The 22,399-nt window shown below is 72.6% G+C and carries 19 protein-coding genes; 11 read left to right on the plus strand and 8 right to left on the minus strand.

From position 1 onward, the window contains the following. Nucleotides 1–237: 237 nt before the first annotated feature. On the plus strand, nucleotides 238–1,089 hold the full coding sequence (locus tag HNP84_RS09370; RefSeq protein ID WP_185049054.1) for an NAD(P)H-binding protein: 852 nt from the start codon (nucleotides 238–240) through the stop codon (nucleotides 1,087–1,089). Nucleotides 1,090–1,123: 34 nt separating this feature from the next. On the opposite strand, the gene HNP84_RS09375 is transcribed toward HNP84_RS09370, so the two are convergent. From HNP84_RS09375 to HNP84_RS09405, 7 genes are all read right to left on the minus strand, one after another. After that, a complete protein-coding gene (locus HNP84_RS09375; protein WP_185049055.1) occupies nucleotides 1,124–1,981 on the minus strand; it encodes a carbohydrate ABC transporter permease in 858 nt (285 codons plus the stop codon). Beyond that, nucleotides 1,978–2,868, minus strand: coding sequence for a carbohydrate ABC transporter permease (locus HNP84_RS52725; protein WP_312924192.1), 891 nt, complete (start codon nucleotides 2,866–2,868; stop codon nucleotides 1,978–1,980). Before HNP84_RS52725 ends, HNP84_RS09375 begins: the two co-directional genes overlap by 4 nt. A gap of 180 nt (nucleotides 2,869–3,048) precedes the next feature. Next, the gene (locus HNP84_RS09385) at nucleotides 3,049–4,323 is read right to left on the minus strand and encodes an extracellular solute-binding protein (RefSeq protein ID WP_221336091.1); all 1,275 of its coding nucleotides are present in this window, start codon (nucleotides 4,321–4,323) and stop codon (nucleotides 3,049–3,051) included. 283 nt (nucleotides 4,324–4,606) lie between these two features. Beyond that, nucleotides 4,607–5,596 (minus strand): ABC transporter ATP-binding protein, encoded by a 990-nt coding sequence (locus tag HNP84_RS09390; RefSeq protein WP_185049058.1) that lies wholly within the window; start codon nucleotides 5,594–5,596, stop codon nucleotides 4,607–4,609. Further along, entirely contained in the window at nucleotides 5,586–7,505 is a 1,920-nt protein-coding gene (locus HNP84_RS51030; protein ID WP_185049059.1) for a dipeptide/oligopeptide/nickel ABC transporter permease/ATP-binding protein, read from the minus strand. The genes HNP84_RS09390 and HNP84_RS51030 overlap by 11 nt, the downstream gene beginning before the upstream one ends. Then, entirely contained in the window at nucleotides 7,498–8,433 is a 936-nt protein-coding gene (locus HNP84_RS09400; protein WP_185049060.1) for an ABC transporter permease, read from the minus strand. Before HNP84_RS09400 ends, HNP84_RS51030 begins: the two co-directional genes overlap by 8 nt. Then, on the minus strand, nucleotides 8,430–10,061 hold the full coding sequence (locus HNP84_RS09405) for an ABC transporter substrate-binding protein (protein ID WP_185049061.1): 1,632 nt from the start codon (nucleotides 10,059–10,061) through the stop codon (nucleotides 8,430–8,432). Before HNP84_RS09405 ends, HNP84_RS09400 begins: the two co-directional genes overlap by 4 nt. Before the next feature lie 161 nt (nucleotides 10,062–10,222). Between HNP84_RS09405 and HNP84_RS09410 the strand changes: the two genes are divergently transcribed. After that, nucleotides 10,223–10,858 (plus strand): TetR/AcrR family transcriptional regulator, encoded by a 636-nt coding sequence (locus HNP84_RS09410; RefSeq protein ID WP_185049062.1) that lies wholly within the window; start codon nucleotides 10,223–10,225, stop codon nucleotides 10,856–10,858. 81 nt (nucleotides 10,859–10,939) lie between these two features. After that, complete coding sequence (locus HNP84_RS09415; RefSeq protein WP_185049063.1) at nucleotides 10,940–13,255, plus strand: hypothetical protein; 2,316 nt, start codon at nucleotides 10,940–10,942, stop codon at nucleotides 13,253–13,255. A gap of 12 nt (nucleotides 13,256–13,267) precedes the next feature. Here HNP84_RS09415 and HNP84_RS09420 read toward each other — a convergent pair whose 3' ends face one another. Further along, the gene (locus HNP84_RS09420; protein ID WP_185049064.1) at nucleotides 13,268–13,927 is read right to left on the minus strand and encodes an adenylate kinase family protein; all 660 of its coding nucleotides are present in this window, start codon (nucleotides 13,925–13,927) and stop codon (nucleotides 13,268–13,270) included. 90 nt (nucleotides 13,928–14,017) lie between these two features. Between HNP84_RS09420 and HNP84_RS09425 the strand changes: the two genes are divergently transcribed. From HNP84_RS09425 to HNP84_RS09460, 8 genes are all read left to right on the plus strand, one after another. Then, nucleotides 14,018–14,410, plus strand: a complete 393-nt coding sequence (locus HNP84_RS09425) for a GntR family transcriptional regulator (protein ID WP_185049065.1) — start codon at nucleotides 14,018–14,020, stop codon at nucleotides 14,408–14,410. Further along, on the plus strand, nucleotides 14,407–15,297 hold the full coding sequence (locus tag HNP84_RS09430; RefSeq protein WP_185049066.1) for an ABC transporter ATP-binding protein: 891 nt from the start codon (nucleotides 14,407–14,409) through the stop codon (nucleotides 15,295–15,297). Before HNP84_RS09425 ends, HNP84_RS09430 begins: the two co-directional genes overlap by 4 nt. Next, the gene (locus HNP84_RS09435; RefSeq protein ID WP_185049067.1) at nucleotides 15,294–16,352 is read left to right on the plus strand and encodes an ABC-2 membrane transporter-related protein; all 1,059 of its coding nucleotides are present in this window, start codon (nucleotides 15,294–15,296) and stop codon (nucleotides 16,350–16,352) included. The genes HNP84_RS09430 and HNP84_RS09435 overlap by 4 nt, the downstream gene beginning before the upstream one ends. Then, nucleotides 16,349–17,800 carry a S41 family peptidase gene (locus HNP84_RS09440; protein WP_185049068.1) on the plus strand — a complete coding sequence of 484 codons (1,452 nt, stop codon included), beginning with the start codon at nucleotides 16,349–16,351 and terminating at the stop codon, nucleotides 17,798–17,800. The genes HNP84_RS09435 and HNP84_RS09440 overlap by 4 nt, the downstream gene beginning before the upstream one ends. A gap of 31 nt (nucleotides 17,801–17,831) precedes the next feature. Continuing rightward, complete coding sequence (locus HNP84_RS09445; protein WP_185049069.1) at nucleotides 17,832–19,046, plus strand: alpha/beta hydrolase family protein; 1,215 nt, start codon at nucleotides 17,832–17,834, stop codon at nucleotides 19,044–19,046. Nucleotides 19,047–19,078: 32 nt separating this feature from the next. Next, the gene (locus HNP84_RS09450) at nucleotides 19,079–19,801 is read left to right on the plus strand and encodes an MOSC domain-containing protein (RefSeq protein ID WP_185049070.1); all 723 of its coding nucleotides are present in this window, start codon (nucleotides 19,079–19,081) and stop codon (nucleotides 19,799–19,801) included. Between the two features lie 396 nt (nucleotides 19,802–20,197). After that, nucleotides 20,198–20,749, plus strand: coding sequence for a hypothetical protein (locus HNP84_RS09455; protein WP_185049071.1), 552 nt, complete (start codon nucleotides 20,198–20,200; stop codon nucleotides 20,747–20,749). Between the two features lie 79 nt (nucleotides 20,750–20,828). Then, the gene (locus tag HNP84_RS09460) at nucleotides 20,829–22,316 is read left to right on the plus strand and encodes a PepSY-associated TM helix domain-containing protein (RefSeq protein ID WP_185049072.1); all 1,488 of its coding nucleotides are present in this window, start codon (nucleotides 20,829–20,831) and stop codon (nucleotides 22,314–22,316) included. Nucleotides 22,317–22,399 lie beyond the last annotated feature (83 nt).

The raw sequence follows: 22,399 nt of genomic DNA on the forward strand, positions 1-22,399 counted from the left end.
ACAACGGCAACCTCGGCGCCGGAGCCTCCACGAGCTTCGGCTTCCAGGTCAGCCGCCCCAACGGCAACACCGCCACCCCGTCCGGCTACACCTGCACCTCACCGTGACCTGACGCGTCACACGATCCCGGCGCCGGGCCGCGCACCCCCGCGGCCCGGCGCCGCCGCGTCCGCCCTCGACAACGTGCGACCTCAACGGTGTTGACCTCAACCATGGTTGAGGATGCAAGGTGGACGCATGACGACGATTCTGGTGACCGGGGCGACAGGCAGGACCGGCGGGCAGGCGGTGGCGCAGCTCGCGGCGCTCGGTGTGAAGGTGCGGGCGCTGGTGCGCGACCCGGCGGCGGCGCGGCTGCCCGAGGGGGTCGAGGCGGTGCGCGGCGACCTGACCGCGCCGGAGAGCCTGGAGGGCGCGCTGGCGGGGGTCGAGGGGGTGTTCCTGGTCTGGCCGACGCTGGCCGCCGACCACGCCGCGCCGGAGACGATCCGGACCATCGGCGAACGGGCCGGACGCGTCGTGTACGTGTCGGCGCGCGGCGCCGACCCGGGGCAGCCCGCGGGCACGATCCTGGGCTCGCACGCCTACATCGAGCGGCTGATCGAGAAGACCGGCGTGCGCCACACGTTCCTGCGGCCCGGCGGCTTCGCGTCCAACACGCTGTGGTGGGCGCCGCAGATCAGGGCCGGGGCCGAGGTCGTGCGCTGGTTCCACGCCGGCGCCGGGCGGGCGCTGATCCACGAGGCCGACATCGCGGCGGTGGGCGTACGGGCGCTGACCGAGGACGGGCACGACGGCGCGCGGTACGTGCTGTCGGGCCCGGAGGTGGTCACCCAGGCCGAGCAGGTACACGCGATCGGCGAGGCGATCGGCCGGCCGCTGCGCTATGAGGAGGAGCCGCCCGAGCGGGCCGTGGACACGCTGGTCGCCGAGGGGTGGCCCCGGGAGGTCGCCGAGGGCATCGTCGGCTTCCACGGCACGCTGGTAAGCGAGCCTGAGGGGGTGACCGACACCGTGGCCCGGATCACGGGATCGCCCGCCCGCTCCTATCGGGAGTGGGCGGGCGACCACGCGGCGGACTTCCGCTGACGCTCCGGTCCCGGCCGGTACAGTCCCGGCCGGTTCAGCCCTTGGTGGCGCCGGTCGCAAGCCCTCCGATGAGCTGGCGTTCGGCCAGGGCGTAGAAGGCCAGCGCCGGGATCATGGCCAGGATCACGAACGCGAGGATCCTGGCCGTGTCGCTGGCGTACTCGCCGCTGAATTGCTGCACGCCGACGGGCAGCGTCCACCAGTTCGGGTCGTTGAAGACCACGAGCGGAAGCATGAAGTTGTTCCAGCTCGTCACGATGGCCAGCACCGACACCGTGGCGACGGCCGGGCGGGCCATCGGCAGCAGGATGCGCCAGAAGAAGCCGAAGGCGCTGCATCCGTCGAGGATGGCGGCCTCCTCCAGCTCGGCCGGGACGGTGCGGAAGAACTGCCGCAGGATGATGATGGTCAGCGGCAGCCCGAACGCGGCCTGGGGCAGGATCACGCCGAACGGGTTGTCCAGCAGGCCCAGGGCGCGCAGCAGGATGAACAGCGGCAGGATCGCCACCGCGAACGGGAACATCAGCCCGGTCGCGAACAGCATGAACAGGAACTCGCGGCCCTTGAAGGCGAAGCGGGCGAAGATGTACGCCGCGAGCGCCGACAGGAACACGACGATGAAGGTGGTCATCAGCGCGATGAACGTGCTGTTGAACACCTGCCGCCAGAACGACCCGGAGAAGATGACGTCGGTGTAGTTCGAGGGCACCCACGGGTCGGGCAGGCCGAACGGGTTCGTGGACAGTTGCTGGTTGTCCTTGAAGCCGCCGAGCACGCCGTACAGGATCGGCACCAGCACGAAGGCCGCGATCATCAGTACGGTGATCTGCATCGCGACGCCGCGGAACCGGTCGCCCGCGGTACGGCCCTTCCTGCGTGCGTGGGCGCTCATCGCTGGTCCCGCATGTTGGTGATCGCTCCTTGGGTGTCGCGGCTCATGACCCAGCGCTGGTAGCCCAGCGCGAACACGAGGCTGAGGATGAACATCACGACGCTGATCGCGCTGGCGTAGCCGACCTGGTAGCGCTTGAAGCCGTACTCGAACATGGTGACCGCCATGGTCTCCGAGGCGTGCACGGGGCCGCCTCCGGTGAGCACCCAGACCAGGTCGAAGAGCTGGATGGCGCCGATGACGGACAGGAAGATCGAGATGCGGATCGTCGGGCCGAGCAGCGGCAGCGTGACGTGCCGGAAGATCTGCCGGTTGTTGGCGCCGTCGATCGCGGCGGCCTCGATGACCTCGTTCGGGATGCTCTGCCGTCCGGCCAAGTAGATGATCATGTGGAAGCCGAAGTACTTCCACGTCATCACGATGAACAGCGTGTACATGACCGTCGAGGGGTCCGACAGCCAGGTGGACTGGAGGGCGTCCAGGCCGACGAAGTCGAGCACCCGGTTGGCGAGCCCGCGCTCCTCGGAGAAGACCATCGTGAACAGGACCGCGGCGATGACCTCGGAGATCACGTACGGCGCGAAGAACAGCAGCCGGTAGACCGCGCGGCCCCGCATCGGCTGGTTGAGCAGCAGCGCCACGCCCAGGGCGAGCGGAAGCTGCACGACCAGCGACAGGATGACGAGCACCAGGCCGCGCCACAGGTCGCCGAGGAAGATCTCGTCCTGGAACATCCGGGTGAAGTTGTCCAGGCCGACGAAGTTCTGCGGCAGGATGCCGAAGCCGTTCCACTTGAACACGCTGGCGTACATCGCGAGCAGGATCGGCGCGAGCACCAGCAGGCAGAACAGGACGAGTGCGGGGAGGATGAAGGTGACGATGGTCACCCACGTGCGGATGCGCCGTCTCCGGCGGGAGAGGGTGCCCTCTCCCGCCGGCCCCGATTGCCGGGACGCGTGGGACGCGTCCCGGCGGCGCTCATCCGTCAGAGCGGGTGGTCTCATGCGGCCGGCTCCCCGGCGCGGCCGCGCGGACCGTGCGTGGCGTTCACTGTCTGCTCCTGCCGTCTACTCCGACTGCGCCGTCTGAGTGATCGTCTTGGCGACCTCTTCCGGCGTCTTGGTCCCGGCGATCAGCTCGGCGGTGCTGTCGTTGATCTGCTGGCCGACCGCCGGCGGCAGGTACTGGTCCAGGTAGAGCTGGGCGCCCGTGGCCTTGCCCAGGTTCTCGGTGACCAGCTTGGCGTGCTGGTCGGTGACCTTGTCCTCGATGCCCTTGACGACCGGCTGGAAGGCGCCGGTGGCGACCGCGCGGCCGGCGTTCTCGGGGGTCGAGATGTACTTCAGGAAGTCCACGGCCTCGGCCGGGGCGTCGGCGCCCACGGCGAACCCGCCGCCGCCGCCCATGACCTCGGTGATCGCGCCCTTGCCGCCCTCGACGGTCGGGAAGGGGAAGAAGCCGAGGTCGTCGCCGAGGTCCTTGGAGGTGTCCTTCTGCACGGTCGGCGACCACTGGCCCATCAGCTCCATCGCGGCCTTGCCGTTGCCCATCGTGGCGGCCTGGCCGTCGGGGGTCTGGTAGTCGGCGCCGAGGAAGCCCTGCTGGAACGGCTTGAGGTCCACCAGCTCCTTGAGCTTCTGGCCCGCGGCGACGAAGTCGGGGGTGTCCCAGTTCTTGCTCTCCGCGGCCTGCTGGATGGACTGGAGGCCGCCGATACGCATGGCCAGGTAGGTCCACCAGTAGTGACCGGGCCACTTGGCCTTGCCGGCCAGGGCGATCGGGGTGATCCCCGCCTCCTTGAGCTTCTTGACCGCGTCGATCAGCTCACTCCAGGTGGCGGGCGGCTGCTCGATGCCGGCGTCGGCGAAGAGCTTCTTGTTGTACCAGAAGCCGACCATGCCGGTGTCGTACGGGATGCCGTAGGTCTTGCCGTCGATCTGGTACGGCTGGGCGGCGATCGGCAGGAAGTTGCCCGACCAGGAGGAGATGTCCTGGGTGATGTCCTTGACCAGGCCCGCCTCGACCTGCTGGGCCAGCACGCCGCCGCCCCAGGTCTGGAAGATGTCGGGCGCCTTGCCCGACTGGGTGACGGTGGTGAGCTTGGCCTTGAACGCCTCGTTCTCGATCGGCTGGATGTTGATCTTCACGTTGGGGTGCGCGGCCATGTACTCCTTGGCCATCGCCTCCCAGACCGGCCGCATCGGCTCGATGTTCTGGATGTGCCACCACTCGATCGTGACGTTGCCGCCACCCGATGCCTGTTCTTCGCCACCTCCGCCGCCACCGCAGCCCGCGAGGGCCAGCGCGGCCGCCGCGAACACCACCACACTCCGCCGACTCAACGACTTGATCACAGTCGTCCCCTTTCTCACCCCGAGTGAACGATCGAGGCAAGCGAGACAAGGGTCCCGCTCGTTGCCGCGAGGACTTGGCTTGTTTTTGAAACTTTCGGCCTGTGTCCGATAGTTTCAGTTGACGTTACAGTGGCTTTTCCCCAGGATCAACGGCCGTTGTTCACCCGTTACGCGGCAGATGCGCGAAGACGCGAAAGGCCACCCTTCCGGGTGGCCTTTCGGGGGGAGGAGAAGAAGATCGCTGGTCAGGGGACGAACGAGATGCGCGGCCTCACACGTGCGGGAAGTGGCACGCCACCCACTGGTCGTCGCCCACACGGCGCATGGCGGGCTCCTCCGCCGCGCACCTCGCCTCGGCACGCGGGCAGCGCGTGCGGAACCGGCAGCCGCTCGGCGGGTCGGCCGCCGACGGCGGCTCCCCGGAGGTCAGCCGCTCGTAGCGCTGTGCGCCCGCCACCGGCGCGCCCGGGATCGAGGCCAGCAGCGCCCGCGTGTACGGATGCGCCGGGCGCTCCACCAGCGCGTCCGAGGGCGCCAGCTCGCAGGTCTTGCCCAGGTACATCACCAGGATGCGGTCGCTGACGTTCTTCACCACGGCCAGGTCGTGCGCGATGAACACCAGCGTGAGCCGGTAGCGCTCCTTGAGGTCCTCCAGCAGGCCGAGGATCTGCGCCTGCACCGACACGTCCAGCGCCGACACCGGCTCGTCGCAGATCACCACCTCGGGCTCCAGCACCAGGGCCCGCGCGATGCAGATGCGCTGGCACTGGCCGCCGGAGAACTCGTGCGGACGCCGTCCGGCGGCGACGCCCGGATCGAGCCCCACCGCGGTCAGCATCTCGTCCACCTTCTTCTCCGCCTCGGCGGCGGGCAGGCCCCACAGGCGCGGCCCTTCGGCGACGATGTCGCGCACCTTGCGGCGCGGGTTGAGCGACGAGATCGGGTCCTGGAAGATCATCTGCAGCCGGCGTCTGGTACGCCGCAGCGTCTCGCCGCCCAGGGCGGTCAGCTCGGCGCCGTCCAGCCGCACCGAGCCCGACAGCGGCCGGGGAAGCTGCATGAGCGCCCGCGCGGTGGTGGACTTGCCGCATCCCGACTCGCCCACGATGCCCAGCGTCTCACCGCGCGCCACGTCGAAGCTGACGCCCGACACCGCGTGCACCTTGCGGCCCCTGCCGGCGGGGAACTCGACCACGAGGTCCTCCACCCGCAGCACCACGTCCTCCGCCGGGCGGAGGTGATCGGTACCGCTACCTGCCACGGCTCTCCGTCCCCTCGATGATCTCGGCCTCTTCCGCGGCCGCGGCCTCGGTCCCCAGCGGGTACCAGCAGGCGTACAGGTGGTCCCGGGTCTCGGCGCGCACGAGCGGCGGCTCCTCGCTCGCGCAGCGCTCGCGGGCGTACGGGCAGCGCGGCTGGAACCGGCAGCCCGCGGGCGGCGCGGCCAGGTCCGGCGGGCGGCCCTGGATGACCCGCAGCCGTTTGTGGCTGGGGTCGGACAGCGCCGGGATCGCCTGGAGCAGCGCCTCGGTGTACGGCATGCGGGTGTGCTCGAACAGCGCCGCCGCCGGCCCGCGCTCCACCACCTTGCCGCCGTACATCACGATCACCTCGTCGGCCCACTGCGCGACCACCGCGAGGTCGTGGCTGACCAGCACCATCGCCATGTCGCGCTCCTCGCGCTGCCGGTGGATCAGGCGCAGCACCTGGTCCTGGACGGTGACGTCCAGCGCGGTGGTCGGCTCGTCGGCGAACAGCACGTCGGGGTCGCACGACAGCGCCATCGCGATCGTGACCCGCTGCCGCATGCCGCCGGAGAGCTGGTGCGGGTAGCGCTTGAGCATCCGCACGGGATCGGGGATGCCGACCGAGGCGAGCAGGTCCGCCGCCCTGGCCCGCGCCGCCGCCCGGGTCAGCTTCAGGTGCACCCGCAGCGGCTCCATGACCTGGGCGCCGATGGTCCGCACCGGGTTCAGCGCGGTCATCGGGTCCTGGAAGACGGCGGCGAAGCGGGTGCCCAGGATCTCGCGCAGGTCCTCGGGCTCCAGGTCGCCGATCTCCCTGCCCTCCAGGTAGACCTTGCCGCCCCGGCGTACGCCGGCGGCCGGGAGCAGGCCCAGGATGGAGCGGATCAGCATCGACTTGCCCGAGCCCGACTCGCCGACGATGGCCAGCGTCCTGCCCCGGTTCAGGGCGAAGGACACGCCGTCCACCGCCCGCACGGTCCCGCGCGCGGTCTCGAAGTGCGTGCGCAGGTCGGCGACCTGCAACAGCGCGGGCTCCACGTCGTGCTCGGCGGCCGGGAGCGGAGGCAGGGCCGCGCGCCGCCGCCCCGGCTCCAGCCCGATCTCCCGTACGTCCGTCAGCGCGCGCAGCCGGTCGCCGACCAGGTTGAACGCCAGCACGGTGACGAACAGCACCAGCGAGGGGGCCAGCACGACGTGCGGCGCGGTCTCCATGATGTTCCGGCCCTCGTTGATCAGCCCGCCCCAGGTGGGCGTGGGCGGCTGCACCGACAGCCCGAGGAAGGCGAGCCCGCCCTCGGCCACGACCGCGACGGCCATGCCGATGAACGCGTACGACGAGGCCGGCAGCGCCACGTTCGGCACGATCTCCCGCCACAGGATCCGCCTGTCCCGCGCGCCCAGCGCGCGGGCCGCGGTGACGAACTCCCGCCCGGCGAACGCCATCGTGGCGCCCCGGATCAGCCGGGTCCACGCGGGCACGCCCAGCACGCCGAGCACGATCAGCACGTTGCGCATGCTCGCCCCGGCGAAGGCGACCACCGCGAGGGCGAACACCAGCGCCGGGAACGCCAGCGCGATGTCGTTCACCGACATGATCACCGCATCGGTCAGCCGGCCCCGGTAGCCCGCGACCAGCCCGAACGGGGCGCCGATGAGCAGGCCCAGCAGCACCGCGCCGATGCCGACCCCGAGCGAGACGCGGGCGCCGTACACGACCCGGCTGAGCATGTCGCGGCCGAGCCCGTCGGTGCCGAACGGGTGCGCCGGGCTGGGCCCCGACTGCGGCGGCCCGGCCAGGGTCCGGTCGTAGGGGTGCAGCGGCAGCAGGTCGGCCAGCGCCGCGGCGAGCACCAGCAGCACCACCCACGCGGCGGACGCCCAGAAGCCCCACCCCAGCCGGCGCAGCGCGGCCCGCCTAGGCACGCCGGATCCTCGGGTCCACGGCGGCGTACACCAGGTCCACCGCGAAGTTGACCAGCACGTAGCCGACCGAGATCAGCACGACGCCTCCCTGCACGGTCAGGTAGTCACGGGCGAAGATGGACTCCACGATCAGCCGCCCCACGCCCGGCAGGCCGAACAGCGTCTCGACGATGACGGTGCCGCCGATCAGCGCCCCCATGTTCAGCCCGATCGCGGTGATCAGCGAGATCGCCGAGGGCCGCAGCGCGTGCCGCCACAGGATGCGGCGCGGCGACAGCCCCCGGGCGCGGGCCAGGGTGATGTAGTCCTCCTGCAAGGTGGCGATCAGGTCGGTGCGCAGCAGCCGCGAGTACACCGCGAGCTGCCCGGCCGCGAGCGTGACCGCGGGCAGCAGCACCGACAGGAGGTTCCAGTACGGATCGACGGAGAAGTCGGTCCACCCGGTCGCGGGCAGCGCCTTCAGCTTCACCGCGAACACCAGGATCAGCACCACGCCGAGCACGAACACCGGCGTGGACAACAGGCCGAAGCTCAGCGTGGTGAGCCCCTGGTCGATCGCGCCGCCGGCGCGGCGGGCGGCGGCGACGGCGAGCGGCACCGCCAGGGCCAGCGCCAGCAGCTCCGCCGCCACCAGCAGCTCCAGGGTCACCGGCAGCCGGTCGGCCAGCGCGTCCAGCACCGGGATGCTGGTCACGTACGAGGTGCCGAGGTCGCCGGTGAGCAGGCCGCCCAGCCAGCTCGCGTACCGCGCGAACAGCGGGTCGTCCAGCCCGAGCTGCGCCCGGAGCTGGGCGCGCGCCTCCTCCGTCGCCGATCCGCCCAGTATCTGCAGCGCCGGGTCGCCCGGCAGCAGGTTGAGCAGGAGGAACGACAGGAAGGTGACGACGACCAGCACCAGGGGCAGCCGCAGCGCCTTGCGCAGGATCATGGCCGGCTGAGCCAGACGTAGGTGAAGGAGTGGTACGGCGTGGGCGTGCCGGTCAGCGGCACCGCGCGGGAGCCGTCGGGCAGCCTGTGCTCGCCGATCCCGTGGACCTTGCTGCTGTAGACGACGGCGCCGGTGGTGAGGTGGTCGATGAAGATGAACGGCACCAGCTCGCGCAGCCGTTGCTGCACGGTCGCGTACGCCTGCTTGCGCACGTCCTCCTGCGGGTTGCTCCGCCCGGTGTCCAGGGCGTTGCTCAGCTCCACGTCCTTGATCCGCGACGCGTTGAGCGAGATCTTGCCGATGTCCTGCGCGTACGCCTGGTGCAGCCGGATGTACTCGCCGTCGGGGTCGTGGGAGGTGAAGCCGACGGAGATGGTGGCGTCGAAGTCGCCGACCAGCCCCCGGTTGACCATGTCGGCCTGGTCCACCTGCTTGATGTCCACGTCCATGCCGGCCTTGCGCCACATGTCCTGGGCCAGCTCGACGCCCTGCACGGTGTTGGGATCGGGCGTGGACAGCAGGGTGAACCTGATCGGGCCCTTCTCCGCCTCGACCTCATTGACCAGGGCGGTCGCCTTCGCCAGGTCGTAGGCCGGGTAGTCATCACCGGGCGCGTACCACTTGGAGTCCTTCATCCACGGCCCGTCGGCCACCTCGGTCAGCCCGTTGCGCAGCGTGGTGGCGAACGCCCGGCGGTCGGTGGCGTGCGCGATGGCCCTGCGCACCCGGACGTCGTCCAGGGGCGGCTTGGCGGTGTTGAGCAGGAAGGTGTACTCGGGGGCGCCCATGCCGGCGACGCGCTGCACGCCGTACTGGCCCTCCAGCGCGCCGAACTTGGTGATGTCGTCGTCGCGGGTGGTCCCCATGGCGTCGATGCCGCCCGCCTCCAGGGTCTGCGCCCGGGTCTGGCTGTCGGGCAGGATGCGGAACTCGATCTCGTCGAGGTACGGCAGCCCCTTACGCCAGTAGTTCGGGTTCTTGGTGACGACCATCCGGCTGCCCGGCACGTACTCCTTGAACACGAACGGGCCGGTGCCGACCGGCTTGCGGCTGGCCCCCTCGGGGTCGGCCAGCGACGCCTTCGGCACGATCATGCCCACCTGCGTGGCCAGGTAGTAGGGGAAGGCCACCCACGGCCCGGACAGGGTCACCTTCACCGTCATCGGGTCGGTCACCTCGACCGACGACACCGGCCCGAACACCGCCGCCGTGAGCGGCGAGGCCTTCTGCGCCTCGATGTTGGCCTTGACGACCTCGGCGTCCAGCGGGTCCCCGTTGGAGAAGGAGATGCCGGACCGCAGCTTGATCGTCCACTCGGTCCTGTCGGCGTCGGGTTCGACGGACTCGGCCAGGTTGGGCCGCCAGTCGCCCTTGTCGTCCACGGCCACCAGCGTCTCCATGACGGTGGCGGCCATGCTGTAGGTCTGCGCCGCGAACTGGTCGGTCACCGGGTTGAACCCGGCGGCGTCCGCGCTCAGGCCGTACACGAGCCTGCCTCCCGGCTGACCCGAGGGTCCGGCGGATCGCGCCGCCGGGCTCGTCTCCGTCCCCGGCCGGGGCCCCGGGCTGCACGCCGTCACCATGACGGCCGCGACCATCAGCGCCCCGAACATCCGTACACGTCTCACCGCGCCTCCCTCGGTCAGCCCCCCGAGAGCAATTTCACCGATAGTACTATCGGTGAAATCTCACACAACAGGCCAGAAGGAGCTGTGATACAACCGCGACGTGCGATAACAGCGGGGACGGGCACGATAGAGTTATCGCCCACAGACGCGAACGAGGTGACATGACCAGCACCCCCCTGACTCGGAGCGAGGCCAAGGAGCTCACCAGGCGCCGCCTGCTCCGGGCCGCCCTGCGCATCCTCGACGAAGAGGGCGAGGCGGGCCTGACCACCGGCAAGGTCTCCCGGGCCGCGGGAATCGCCCAGTCCAGCTTCTACAGCCACTTCCGCGACAAGGACGACCTGCTGCGCTCGCTGTGGTACGAGAGCGGCGGGCGCCTGCTGCGCAGCGTCCACGAGGCCCGCGTCGCCGCCCGCAAGGAGCCCGGCGACAAGGAGCGCCACCGCGACACCTTCCGCATCCCGCTGGAAGCCTTCGTCCGCTATCCGGAGCTGTTCCGGCTCACCCTCCGGGCCCGCCACGACCCCGGCTCGCCCCTGCACGACTTCGCCATGGAGTCGCGCCGCACGAGCCGCGCCACCCTCGTCCGCGACCTGGTCGCCATCGGCTTCCCCGAGACCACCGAGGCCGACCGCCGACAGGTGGAGATGATCGCCGACGGCCTGTCCGCCCTGACCGAGTCGATGGCGCTGGGCCACCTGGAGGGCCGCTACCCCGACCTGGAGGAGTGCGTGGACGTGCTGATGGCCTTCAGCCGCGGCTACCTCTCCCTCCTCCCCCGCCGTGCCGACTCCTGACCCGATTTCCCCGAGTCCCTGCACGCAGGGCCGATTACGTGGTGCAATCGAATCGGCACGCAACGCAGCCGGAGGGGGATCATGGCCGAGCCCGATCTGCCGGGGATCACCGAGGTGCGGGTGCACGGCGTGGGCGGCACGCGCCCGGCGGCGCTGCTGGGCGTGCCCGAGCCGCGGCAGGTGTCCGGCGACGCCATCGCGGGCTTCTACCGGCGCGGCGACGTGGCCGGGCGGCACGTCGAGGCGTACTCCTGGGGCGGGCTCACCTCACGCAGCGGCACGCGCATCCTGTGGCTGCTCCTGCTGCCGTTCATGCTGGCCAACCTGGCCGGGTGGATGGTCCCGGCCGGGCTGGCCGCGCGGCGGGGGTGGTTCCGGGCGTACCGGGTGGTGATGCGGTGGGCGGGGCTGGCGGTCACGCTCGACTTCGTGCTGCTGCTGACCTGGATCTGCGTCGACTACCTCGGCTACCAGTGCGGGGCGCGGCCCGCGTGCACGCAGTCGTGGCCGGCGTTCCTCGCCTCGGCGCCGGAGCATCCGGCGCGGCGCATCCTGCTGGCCGCGCTGGTGCCGCTGGCCGCGATCGCGCTGCTGGCCGCGCTGGCCCACCGATCCGTACGCCGCTACGAGCGGGTCCGGCCGCCCGTGGCCGCCGGCGCGGAGCACGAGCCCGAGCGCAGTGGCGCCGCCCTGCCCGAGGGGCCGGCCCACCGCGACTTCTGGGCCGGCGAGCGGTCGGCGTGGCGGCTGGGCTCGGCCCACGTCGCCGCGGCGCTGGCACTGCTCGCCGTGCTGGTCGCCCACACCGCGCACGCCGCCCAGGCGGGGGCGGGGGTGCGCCGCGAGTGGCTGGCCACCGCCGCGATGGCGCTGGGCGGCGCGGTGCTGCTGGGCGCGCTGCTGCTGCCGCTGCTGGAGCGGCACCGGCGGCCGGAGCGGCCGGGCGGCCGGGCGCACCGGCCGGGGCCGCTGGAGCTCGGCCTGCTGGCCGTCTCGGCGATCCCGGTGACGCTGGCGGCGATCTTCGCCTGGTCTCAGGCCGCGCATCCCGGGCCGGTCGCGGGCGAGCTGCCGGGCATGGCCACCGCGGTCACGGCGGCCTGCGCGGCCACGCTGGCGGCGATCCTGCTGGTGCCCCTGCTGCTGGGCGCCGAGGCGATCACCCGGCGCGGGCACGCCGCCGAGCCGGGGCGTTTTCGCTGGTGCGCGCCGTTCGTCACGCTGGCGCTCGGCGTGTGGGCGCTGAACACCGTCATGCTGGGCACGCTGATCCAGGTCGCCGGCATGACCGGCCGCATCGCGTACGCCGAGCGGCTGCCGGCCGGCGGCGCGGCCACGGTCGCGGTCTTCCCCGGCGTGCGGCACGCGGCCACGTTCCTCATCGTGCTGCCCGCGCTCGTGCTCGCCCTGTTCGGCTGCCACCAGCTCGCGATGTACCTGCGGGCCAGGTTCGGCCGCGAGCGCGAGCAGGTGCGCGAGCACTACCGGCGGCTGGAGCGCGAGCGCCCCGGCGACGTCTGGCTGGCCTCGGCGGTCGCCGGGCCCGGCTCCCCCGGCTGGCTGGGCGTGCGCGGCTGGCCGGGGCGGGTGGCGGGCGCGCGGCGCCTGGCGCGGGCCACCCTGGAGCTGGACCGGCCGGCCACCGGCATGGTGGCGGGCCTGCTGTGCCTGTGGCCGGTGCTGGGCGACCGGCTGCCCGAGGGGGCGATCGGCGCGGGCACCGCCGCCGCCGCGCTGCTGCCCGTGCTGCTGCTCGGCCTGCTGCGCTCGGGCTGGCGCGACCTCGACCGGCGCAGGACCGTCGGGGTGCTGTGGGACGTGGGCACCTTCTGGCCCCGGTCGTACCACCCCCTGGCCCCGCCCTCGTACGCCGAGCGCGCGGTGCCCGACCTGCAGCGGCGGATGTGGCGGCTGCACGACGCCGGCGGCAGGGTGGTGATCACCGCGCACAGCCAGGGCTCGGTCCTGGCCGCCGCCGCGCTGATGCAGCGCGAGTGCCGGCCTCCTGACGACGTCGTGGCCCTGGTCACGTTCGGTTCGCCGCTGCGCAAGCTGTACCACTGGGCGTTCCCGGCCTACTTCAACTCCGAGACGCTGGGCCGGCTGCGCGAGCTGCGGGTGGCGCGCTGGGAGAACCTGTACTACCTGACCGACTGGGTCGGAGGGCCGGTGCGTGCGGCCTCCTGCCGTGATGTCGAGCTGGACGACCCGCGTACGAGCCTGTTCCGCTACGGCGACCCGCCGCCGCGGATCGCCGGGCACTCCGGCTACTGGCAGGACCCGGCGCTGTGGGCGGCGGTCTCGCGGGCCGCCACGGTGCTGCGCCGCACCCTGCGCGCGCCCGCCGCCGGCGAGGAGCGGGCGCGGACCGCCCCGGCGGTCCCGGAGTCCGCCTGAGGCAGGGCCGGCTCAGGAGGGCTGGGCCGGAACGTACGGCGGCAGGCCGAGCCGGTCCCTGATGGCCTGCTGCACCGCGGTCTTGTCGGCCCTGGCGTCGATGGTGGCGACGTACTCCTTGCCGCGGAACAGCTCCAGCACCGGATCGGTCTTGTCGTGGTAGTCGCGCAGCCGCGCCGCGAGCGCGTCGGGGGTGTCGTCCTCACGGGTGACCAGCTCGCCGCCGCACACGTCGCAGCGGCCCTCGACCTCGGGGCGGTGCGCGATGAGGTTGTAGTCCATGCCGCAGCGGGAGCACAGCCGGCGGGCCAGCACGCGCCGCCAGACCTCCTCGTCGGGCAGGTCGAGGTGGATGACGCCGTCGATGTCGTAGCTCTCCAGGAAGAACTCGGCCTGGCGGCGGTTGCGCGGGAAGCCGTCGATGACGAAGCCGTAGTTCCAGTCGTGCTGCTGGAGCCGGTCGCGGACGACCTGCTCGACCAGCTCGTCACCGACCAGCTCGCCGGCCGCCACCGCGCGGCGTACCTGGGCGCCCAGCTTGGTGTGGTTCTTGACGTGCCAGCGGAAGATGTCGCCGACGCTGATGTGCACCAGGTCGAGATCCCCGGCGAGCAGGGCGGCCTGGGTGCCCTTGCCGCTGCCCTGCACCCCCATGATCACGTACTTGCGCATGGACACCACCGTATAGGCGGCGGCGCTCCTTTATGGCCCGCTGACACCTAAACCTCTAAAGTGCTAGGAGACTAGATAAATGGAGGAAAGGTGATCGAGTTCCACCTGGACGGCCGGTCCGGCGTCTCGCCGTACCTGCAACTGGTCCAGCAGGTACGACACGCGCTGCGGCTGGGCCTGCTGCGCGAAGGCGACCAGCTCCCGACGGTCAAGGACGTGGTGGCCCGGCTGGCGATCAACCCCAACACGGTGCTCAAGGCATACCGGGAGCTGGAGCACGAGGGCCTGGCCGCCGCCCGGCCGGGGGTGGGCACGTTCGTGACCAAGACGCTGGCCGACGCCTCCGTGGCCGCGCACGGCCCGCTGCGCCAGGAGCTGCGGCGCTGGCTGGCCAAGGCCCGCCTGGCCGGTCTCGACGACGAGAGCATCGAGGCCCTGTTCATGACCACCTTTCGCAGCGACTCCCGGAAGGAGATAGCGTGACCTCCGTCCTGCTGGCCCAGGGTCTGGGCAAGAAGTACGGCAAGCGCTGGGCCCTGCGCGAGTGCACCATCGACATCCCGGCCGGGCACGTCGTGGGGCTGGTGGGCCCCAACGGGGCCGGCAAGACCACGCTGCTGAAGCTGGCCGGCGGCCAGCTCACGCCGACAACGGGGAGCATCACCGTGCTCGGCGGCCCTCCCACGAGCGGCCCGGCGCAGTTGGCCAAGGTCGGCTTCGTGGCCCAGGACACCCCCACGTACGCGGGGCTGACCGTCGCCGAGCATCTGCGATTAGGGGCCCGGCTCAACCCCGGCTGGGACGCCGCGTTCGCCCGCGACCGGATCGAACGGCTCGGCCTCGATCCCGCGCAGCGGGCGGGGAAGCTGTCGGGCGGGCAGCGCGCCCAGCTCGCCCTCACACTGGGCCTGGCCAAACGGCCCGAGCTGCTGATCCTGGACGAGCCGGTCGCCGCGCTGGACCCGCTGGCCCGCCGCGAGTTCATGCAGGGCCTGATGGAGGCCGTCGCCGAGCACGAGCTCAGCGTGGTGCTCTCCTCCCACCTGGTCTCCGACCTGGAACGGACCTGCGACTACCTGATCGTGCTGGCCGGCTCGCGCGTCCAGATCGCGGGGGAGGTCGAGGACCTGCTGGCCACCCACCACCGGCTCACCGGGCCGCGGCGCGACCCCGACCGGCTCCCGGCCGACCAGCACGTCGTCTCCGCCGGCCACACCGACCGGCAGAGCACGTTCATCATCCGCACCGAGGGACCGATCCACGACCCCGCCTGGACCGTCGGCCAGATCACCCTGGAAGACCTCGTCCTGGCCTACATGGACGAACGCACCCCCGCCCACCGCCGGCCGGCTCTGGAGGTCCAGCGATGATCTGGCTGGCCTGGCGCCAGTTCCGGGGCGCGGCCGCGATGATGGCCGCCGCGCTCGTCGTGCTCACCGCCGTCCTGGCCCTGTCGGGCCCCGACCTGGCCGCCCAGTACTCCGAGGGGATCACGGACTGCACCCGGAGCGGCGACTGCACGGGCTTCTTCGACCGGTTCTTCGACGAACACCAGACCCCCTTCATGGCCATCACGCTCATCGTGCTGGTCCTGCCGGGCCTGGTCGGGCTGTTCTGGGGGGCGCCGCTGATCGCCCGCGAGCTCGAGGCCGGCACCCACCTGCTGGTGTGGAACCAGAGCGTCACCCGCACCCGTTGGCTGGCCGTCAAGCTCACACTCGCCGGCGTGGCCTCCATGGCCGCCGCCGGGCTGTGCAGCCTCGCGGTGACCTGGTGGTCCGGCCCTCTGGACAGGTCCGCCGCCGCGGGTTTCGGGCTGATGGACCCCGTGGTGTTCGGCGCGCGCGGCATCGTCCCCATGGCGTACGCGGCCTTCGCCTTCGTCCTCGGCGTGACCGTGGGGATGCTCGTCCGCCGCACCCTGCCCGCCATGGCCGTCACCCTGGCCCTCTTCGCCGCGGTCCAGGTCGCCATGCCGCTGCTGGTGCGGCCCCACCTGCTCCCTCCGGTCAGCGCGACCTTCGAGCTGGGCCGCGAGAACGTGGACTCGTTCGGGATGCCTCCCGGCGGATCTCCGCGAGTGCTCCTGGAGGACGCGATCCCCGGCCACACGGGGGCGTGGGTCCTGTCCACCCGGCTCGTCGATCCGTCCGGACGCCCGGTCGGCGCCGACGCCGGCGGGGCCGTCGTCCCGGTGTCCGTCACCTCAGGGCCCTGCGCGCTGGAGGCGCGGCCGGAGCAGGGGGAAGCGGGCCTGGACCCGTGCCTGGCCGAGATCAACCGGCTGGGCTACCGGCAGCAGGCGACCTACCAGCCGTTCGAGCGGTTCTGGCCCTTCCAGTGGATCGAGACCGGGCTCTACGCCGCGCTCAGCCTGGGCCTGACCGGGTTCTGCTTCTGGTGGATCGGAAGGCGCCTGTCATGACCATCAGGACCATCAGGACCATGGCGGCCGGGCTCGTCCTCCTCCCCCTCCTGGCGGCCGGCTGCACCGGGCAGACGGCGCCGCGTACCCAGCCCGGCGCGGCCACGGGCGGGCCGGCCATGTGCGCGGCGCCTCGGCCGGGTACCGACATCCCGCCGGAGACGCCCACCACGATCGACGTCGTCGAGCAGGCCTACCGGTGCGTCCTGGCCAACTACTACAGCGGGCCCAGGCTGGACAACCGCGCGCTGCTGACCGCCGGGTTCGCCGCCTTCACCCAGCAGCTCAACCGCGGCGGGCGCGACCTGCCCGAGGCCACCCCGCCGGCGCTGAGCGGTGACCGCGAAGCCGACTGGGCGGCCTTCGAGACGGTCTACCGGCGGGTCACCGATCGGCTGCCCGACGACGCCGCCCTCCAGGAGGAGCTGGCCGCCGCCACCCTGCGGGCCATGGTGGCCGCGCTGGGCGACGACCACGCCCACTGGACGAAGGGCGTGCGGCGGCCGCCCGACTACTACGACGGCGACCAGTACGGCCTGGGGCTCCGGGCCAGCGTCGGCGCCCAGGTGGCCGGCAACCCCGGCATCGCCCTGCCCCCGCTGTTCGTCACCGCGGTCCTGGGCGGGGCGGCGAAGGCGGCCGGGGTGCGCCCCGGCGACATCATCGAATCGATCAACGGATCGGCGCCGTTCATCGACGGGACCGTCACCCCGGCCGCGGTCGGCGCGCTCTACCCGCGGTATCCAGAAGCCGATCCCGTCCGGCTCGATCTGCTGCGTGAGAAGACCGGCCGCCGCTGGAGCGTGACGCTCAAGCCCGGCCTGTACCAGCCCGACCCGGCCACCACCCCCGTGGTGACGACCGGGCTGCCGCGGGAGGGCATCGGCTACGTACGGCTGGCCGGCTTCGCGCCCGACTCCGCGGACCGGGTCCTGCGGGCGATCTCCCGGCTGCGCGCCGGCCGCACGCTCACCGGCCTGGTGCTGGACCTGCGCGGCAACGGCGGCGGCAACCCCGAGGAGGTGAACCGGCTGCTGGGCGCGTTCGCCCACGGCAAGGTCACCGCCTACCAGTGCACCGTGGACGGCGCGTGCGAGGCCATGCGCACCGATGACAGCGTCGCGCTGCTCAACCTGCCGCTGGCGGTGCTCACCGACCGCGGCTGCGCCTCGGCGTGCGAGCACTTCAGCGCCGCCGTCAAGGACCTCCGGCTCGGCCGGCTGGTCGGCACGCGCACCGCGGGCGCGGTCTCGGGCCCGGCCCAGCCGTACCTGCTCGGCGACAACACCATCCTGGGGTTCCCGTCGCGGCATCACCTGGCCCCCGGCCGCGAGGTGATCGACCGGATCGGCGTGGCGCCCGACCACCACGTGCCGCTGACCCCGAAGGACGCCGCCGCCGGGCGCGACCCCGCTCTGGACAGGGCCCTGGCCCTGCTGTCCGAGTGAACCTCCGCCGGCTCCCCCGGAAGGACGCCCCATGAGCCATGCCCGCGAACCGAAGCCGATCCTGCGCGCCGGCCTGGCCGCCGCCGCCGGGCTCGCGGTGCTCGCCGCGAGCGCCTGTTCCGCGCCCGCCCCGCCCAGGACCGTCGCCGCCGCGTCCGCCGCCCCGTCGGCCGGCGCCACCGGTCCCGCGACCCTGCCCGCGCCCACCGGCCCCCATCCGGTCGGCACCACCGCCCTGCACCTGAAGGACACCTCCCGCCCCGACCCGTGGGTGCCCGAAGCGAAGGCCAGGGAGCTGATGGTCACTCTGTGGTACCCGGCGCGGGCGCGTACGGGGCAGCGCGCCCCGTACATGACCCCGAAGGAGTCGGAGCTCACCCTGAAGGGCAGGAGGGTGACCGGCGCGCCGTACGACCTGCTGAGCAAGACCCGCACCAACGCCTTCAGCGGCGCGGAGCCGGCCGGGCGGAAGGGCGCCCTGCCCCTGGTGGTGCTCTCGCCCGGGTTCACCATGCCCCGCAGTACGCTCACCGCCCTGGCCGAGGAACTGGCCGGCGGAGGGTACGTCGTGGCGGGCATCGACCACACCTACGAGAACCACGCCACGACCTTCCCCGACGGGCGGGTCGCCGAGTGCGTCGCGTGCGACAGCGACACCGACCCCGGCTTCGGCACGAGGGTGGCCGGGGTCCGGGCGGCCGACGTCTCCTTCGTGCTCGACCGGCTCACCGGGCCGGACGCGGCGTGGGAGGGCTCCGCGCTGATCGACGCGTCCAGGATCGCGATGGCCGGCCAGTCGATCGGCGGGGCGAGCGCGCTGGCGGCCATGGTGACCGACTCCCGGGTGCGCGCCGGGATCAACATGGACGGCACCGCGTACGCCCGGCTCCCCAAGAGCGGCCTGTCGCGCCCGTTCCTGTTCCTGGGCTCGCCGGGCCACACGCCCGGAGGCCGCGACAACTCCTGGGACCGCGACTGGAAGCTGCTGACCGGATGGAAGCGCTGGCTGGTGCTGCCCGGCGGGGATCACCAGTCCTTCACCGACGTGCCGCTCCTGGCGGACGCCCTCGGCATCGAGCAGCCGGGCAGCCTGCCGGCGGCACGCTCCGTGGAGATCACCCGTACGTACGTGCGGGCCTTCCTGGACCTGCATCTGCGCGGCGAGCGGCAACCCCTGCTGGACGGGCCGTCGCCGCGCTACCCGGAGGTCGAGCACTGCGCCCCGGCGGCGAAGACCTGCGAGTAGCGTTCCACGGCGGGGCCCATAGGATCGCGTACATGCTCTCGGGAACCGTCACCGCCCTGTATCGCTGGCCGGTCAAATCGCTGCGGGGCGAGGCGCTGACCTCGGCCCGGCTGGACGAGCGCGGCCTGGCCGGCGACCGCGCGTACACGCTGATCGACCAGCGCCCGCAGCGGGCCGGGACCCGGCTGACCGTGCGGCAGGTTCCCGGCATGCTGGCCTGGGAGGCCGCCTACCCGGCGACGTGCGACGGCTCGCCGGAGCCCGCGGGCGAGCCGGTGCTGTACTCCCCCACCGGGGCCGCGTACGCCTGGAACGATCCGGAGCTGCCCGCCGCGCTCGCGGAGTCGTACGGGATACCGCTGGAGCTGCGGGCCGCCGCCGGGCAGCAGGACCGGGGGCCGACGGTGCTGGTGACCTTCGAGGCGTCGCGGCGGGCGCTGTCGGAGGAGCTGGGCGCCGAGGTGGACGTGCGCCGCTTCCGGCCCAACGTGCACCTCGACACCGGCCTGCCCGCCTTCGCCGAGGAGGCGTACGGCGAGGGCTTCTCGCTCACCATCGGCGAGACGACGCTGGAGATCATCGGCCCCGACTCCGGGCCGTGCATCCGGTGCGCGGTGCCGAGCTGGGACGTGCACGGCCGCGAGCGCTGGCCGGAGCTGCAGAAGCACCTGATCGTGACGCACGAGAACAAGTTCGGGCTGATCATGCGGGTGACCCGGGCGGGCACGGTGGCGATCGGCGACCCTGTTTCTTGATACCCCGTGTGGCGAAAAGGCGGGAAAAAGTGTGAACGCTGTGGGGGTGGGCGGCGTACCTGTGTGTGAAAGCCGCACCACCAGAACCTACAGCGAGGAGGGGTGCCTCTCGACCGAGCCATCGCTGAAGTGACCTTCTCCAGAACTTGATCAAATGGGGCCGAGGGGTCCGGTGGGATCGGTCTCCCGCGCGATCTGTGGGGTCGCGCGCGTGCGGGGAGTTCGATCCCCCGGACCCCGTCCCATTTCGTCCGTCGAGTTGTTTCTGGTTCCGTTTCGCGGGCATCCCGTGGCCGCTCCTGGTCAAAGCGGTCACGGGATGCCCTTTTGTCGTGGTTGTGTGCCACCGGGCCTGTCGTGGTGAACCGGGGCGCGGCGGCGCGCGTACCTGTGCCCGTGGACGTGTTCCGGGTCGCCCGCGCCGCGGTGTTCGCCGTGGCGTGCGTGCTGCTGTCGCTGGGGATGCACGTCCTCGCCGGCGGCGCGCAGGTGCGCCCGGAGGTGCTGACGGCCGCGGCGGCCGTGACCGGGGCGGGCGCGCTGGCGCTGACCGGGCGGCAGCGGGGGCCGGAGACGCTGCTCCCGGCCTGCTTCGCCGCCCAGTACGGCATGCACCACGCCTTCGCCGCCGGGAGCGTCCACGGCCTGCACCTGGAGGTGCTGGCCGGGCACGACCCGGGGCTGTGGCGGCCCTTCGGCATGGTGCTGGCCCACGGCGTGGTGGCCGCGGTGTCGGGATGGTGGCTGGCCCGCGGCGAGGCCGCGCTGGGCATGCTGCTGCACCTGCTCGCCGGGTGGGTGCCGCGGCTGCGCCACCTGCTCGCCGGTCCCGCCCCGGTACGCCGCGCGGCGCGTCCCGCTACCGCGCCGCCCGTCGCCGTGCCCCGGCCACGGCCGTCCGTCCCGGCTCCGTCCGGCAGGGGACCGCCCCGGAGGACCCGCGCGTAGAGCGCGCGCATGCCGCCCGCCGCCCGGATTCGCGGCGGGTCCGTCCTCCCCCGATCCCCCACCGATGGAGCGATTGCGCATGACCTCACTTGAGGTGCGCCCGGAGCGCACCGAGCCCCCGTCCCCGCCGTCCTCGTCCTCCCCGTCGTCCTCGTCGTCCCCTTCGTCCCCGTCGCCGCAGCGGTACCGCGCCGTGTGGCGCTGGCACTTCTACGCCGGCCTGTTCGTCGCCCCGATCGTGCTGGTGCTGGCGATCACCGGAGCGATCTACCTGTTCAAGGAGCCCTTCGAAGCCTGGCGCTACCAGGACGTCCGTACGCTGCCCGCCCCGGTCGCCGCGCCCCGGCCGCTGTCGGAGCAGATCGCCGCCGCCCGCACCGCCCACCCGGACGCGGAGGTGATGTCGGTGATCCCGCCCGCCGCGCCCGACCAGAGCACCCGGGTGATCCTCAGCGGCGCGGAGTCCGGCCCGTGGGCGCAGGGCGTCTCGGTCTACGTCGATCCGGGCACGCTGCGGGTGCTGGGCGAGATCGACGACTCGGCGACGTTCATGCGCGTCGTGCGTACGATCCACGGCGAGCTGCTGGCCGGCACGGTCGGCGACCGGGTGGTGGAGACGGCCGCCTGCTGGACGCTGATCCTCATCGCCACCGGCGTCCACCTGTGGTGGCGCGGCCCGGCGCGCCGGCGCCGCCGCCGAAGGGGCGGGCGGGGCGCGCTGCGCCGGGTGCACGCGCTCACCGGCGTCTTCGCGGGCGCGGTCGTGGTGTTCCTGATCGTCTCGGGGCTGCCGTGGTCCGGCGTGTGGGGCCAGAACCTGCAGAAACTGCAGGACGCCACCGGTTCGACCGTCCCGGACGCCGATGCCTTCGCCCGTACGTCCACCGTGCCCAAGCTGTCCGGGGAGCTGTCGGACGACCCCGACGCCAAGGTGCCGTGGGCGGCCGAGCGGCTGCCCGTCCCCGAGTCGGCGGACGGCGGGCACCACGGGCACGGCGGCACGGGAGGCGCGCTCCAGCCGGGCGCGCTGCCCGTCGAGCGGGCGCTGGCCACCGCCCGCGCCACTCTGCGCGACTGCGCGCCGCCCGCCTGCGAGATCAAGATCCTGCTGCCGGAGGGACCCGAGGGCGTCTACACCTTCGTCAGCGGGCACCGCGCCGACCCGTCGCTGGACCGGACCCTGCACGTGGACCAGTACAGCGGCCGGGTGCTGGTGTCGTACGGGTGGGAGGAGTACGGCGTGCTGGCCAAGGCCGTGGAGCAGGGCGTGGCCCTGCACGAGGGCCGCAGGTACGGCACCGCCAACCTGCTGGTCATGCTCGCCGCCTGCCTGGCCCTGATCACCCTGATCGTGACCGGGGTGTGGATGTGGTGGAAGCGCCGCCCCCGCGGCCGGATCGGCGCGCCCGCCCGGACGACGGACCGGCGCACGGCGTACGGGGTGATCGGGATCATGGCGGTGCTGGGAGTGCTGTTCCCGCTCGCCGGTGTCACCATGCTGGCCGTGCTGCTGCTGGACGTCCTGCTGCTGCGGCGCGTGCCCGCCCTGCGCCGCGCCTTCGGCTGAGGGGCGCTCAGCCGCCGTTGACTCGCGGCGAAGTCCCGCACAAGAGGGCCGTGCCAGAACAGAGGACATCGCACAACCGCGCA

The organism is Thermocatellispora tengchongensis (assembly GCF_014202315.1).
In the GTDB taxonomy this organism is placed as follows: Bacteria; Actinomycetota; Actinomycetes; order Streptosporangiales; family Streptosporangiaceae; genus Thermocatellispora; species Thermocatellispora tengchongensis.

What these genes read in the sequence shown, in the direction of transcription:
- HNP84_RS09370 (WP_185049054.1), top strand. Translation starts at nt 238, where the DNA reads ATGACGACGATTCTGGTGACCGGGGCGACAGGCAGGACCGGCGGGCAG.
- HNP84_RS09375 (WP_185049055.1), bottom strand. Translation starts at nt 1,981, where the DNA reads ATGAGCGCCCACGCACGCAGGAAGGGCCGTACCGCGGGCGACCGGTTC.
- HNP84_RS09400 (WP_185049060.1), bottom strand. Translation starts at nt 8,433, where the DNA reads ATGATCCTGCGCAAGGCGCTGCGGCTGCCCCTGGTGCTGGTCGTCGTC.
- HNP84_RS09410 (WP_185049062.1), top strand. Translation starts at nt 10,223, where the DNA reads ATGACCAGCACCCCCCTGACTCGGAGCGAGGCCAAGGAGCTCACCAGG.
- HNP84_RS09415 (WP_185049063.1), top strand. Translation starts at nt 10,940, where the DNA reads ATGGCCGAGCCCGATCTGCCGGGGATCACCGAGGTGCGGGTGCACGGC.
- HNP84_RS09420 (WP_185049064.1), bottom strand. Translation starts at nt 13,927, where the DNA reads ATGCGCAAGTACGTGATCATGGGGGTGCAGGGCAGCGGCAAGGGCACC.
- HNP84_RS09435 (WP_185049067.1), top strand. Translation starts at nt 15,294, where the DNA reads ATGATCTGGCTGGCCTGGCGCCAGTTCCGGGGCGCGGCCGCGATGATG.
- HNP84_RS09440 (WP_185049068.1), top strand. Translation starts at nt 16,349, where the DNA reads ATGACCATCAGGACCATCAGGACCATGGCGGCCGGGCTCGTCCTCCTC.
- HNP84_RS09445 (WP_185049069.1), top strand. Translation starts at nt 17,832, where the DNA reads ATGAGCCATGCCCGCGAACCGAAGCCGATCCTGCGCGCCGGCCTGGCC.
- HNP84_RS09450 (WP_185049070.1), top strand. Translation starts at nt 19,079, where the DNA reads ATGCTCTCGGGAACCGTCACCGCCCTGTATCGCTGGCCGGTCAAATCG.
- HNP84_RS09460 (WP_185049072.1), top strand. Translation starts at nt 20,829, where the DNA reads ATGACCTCACTTGAGGTGCGCCCGGAGCGCACCGAGCCCCCGTCCCCG.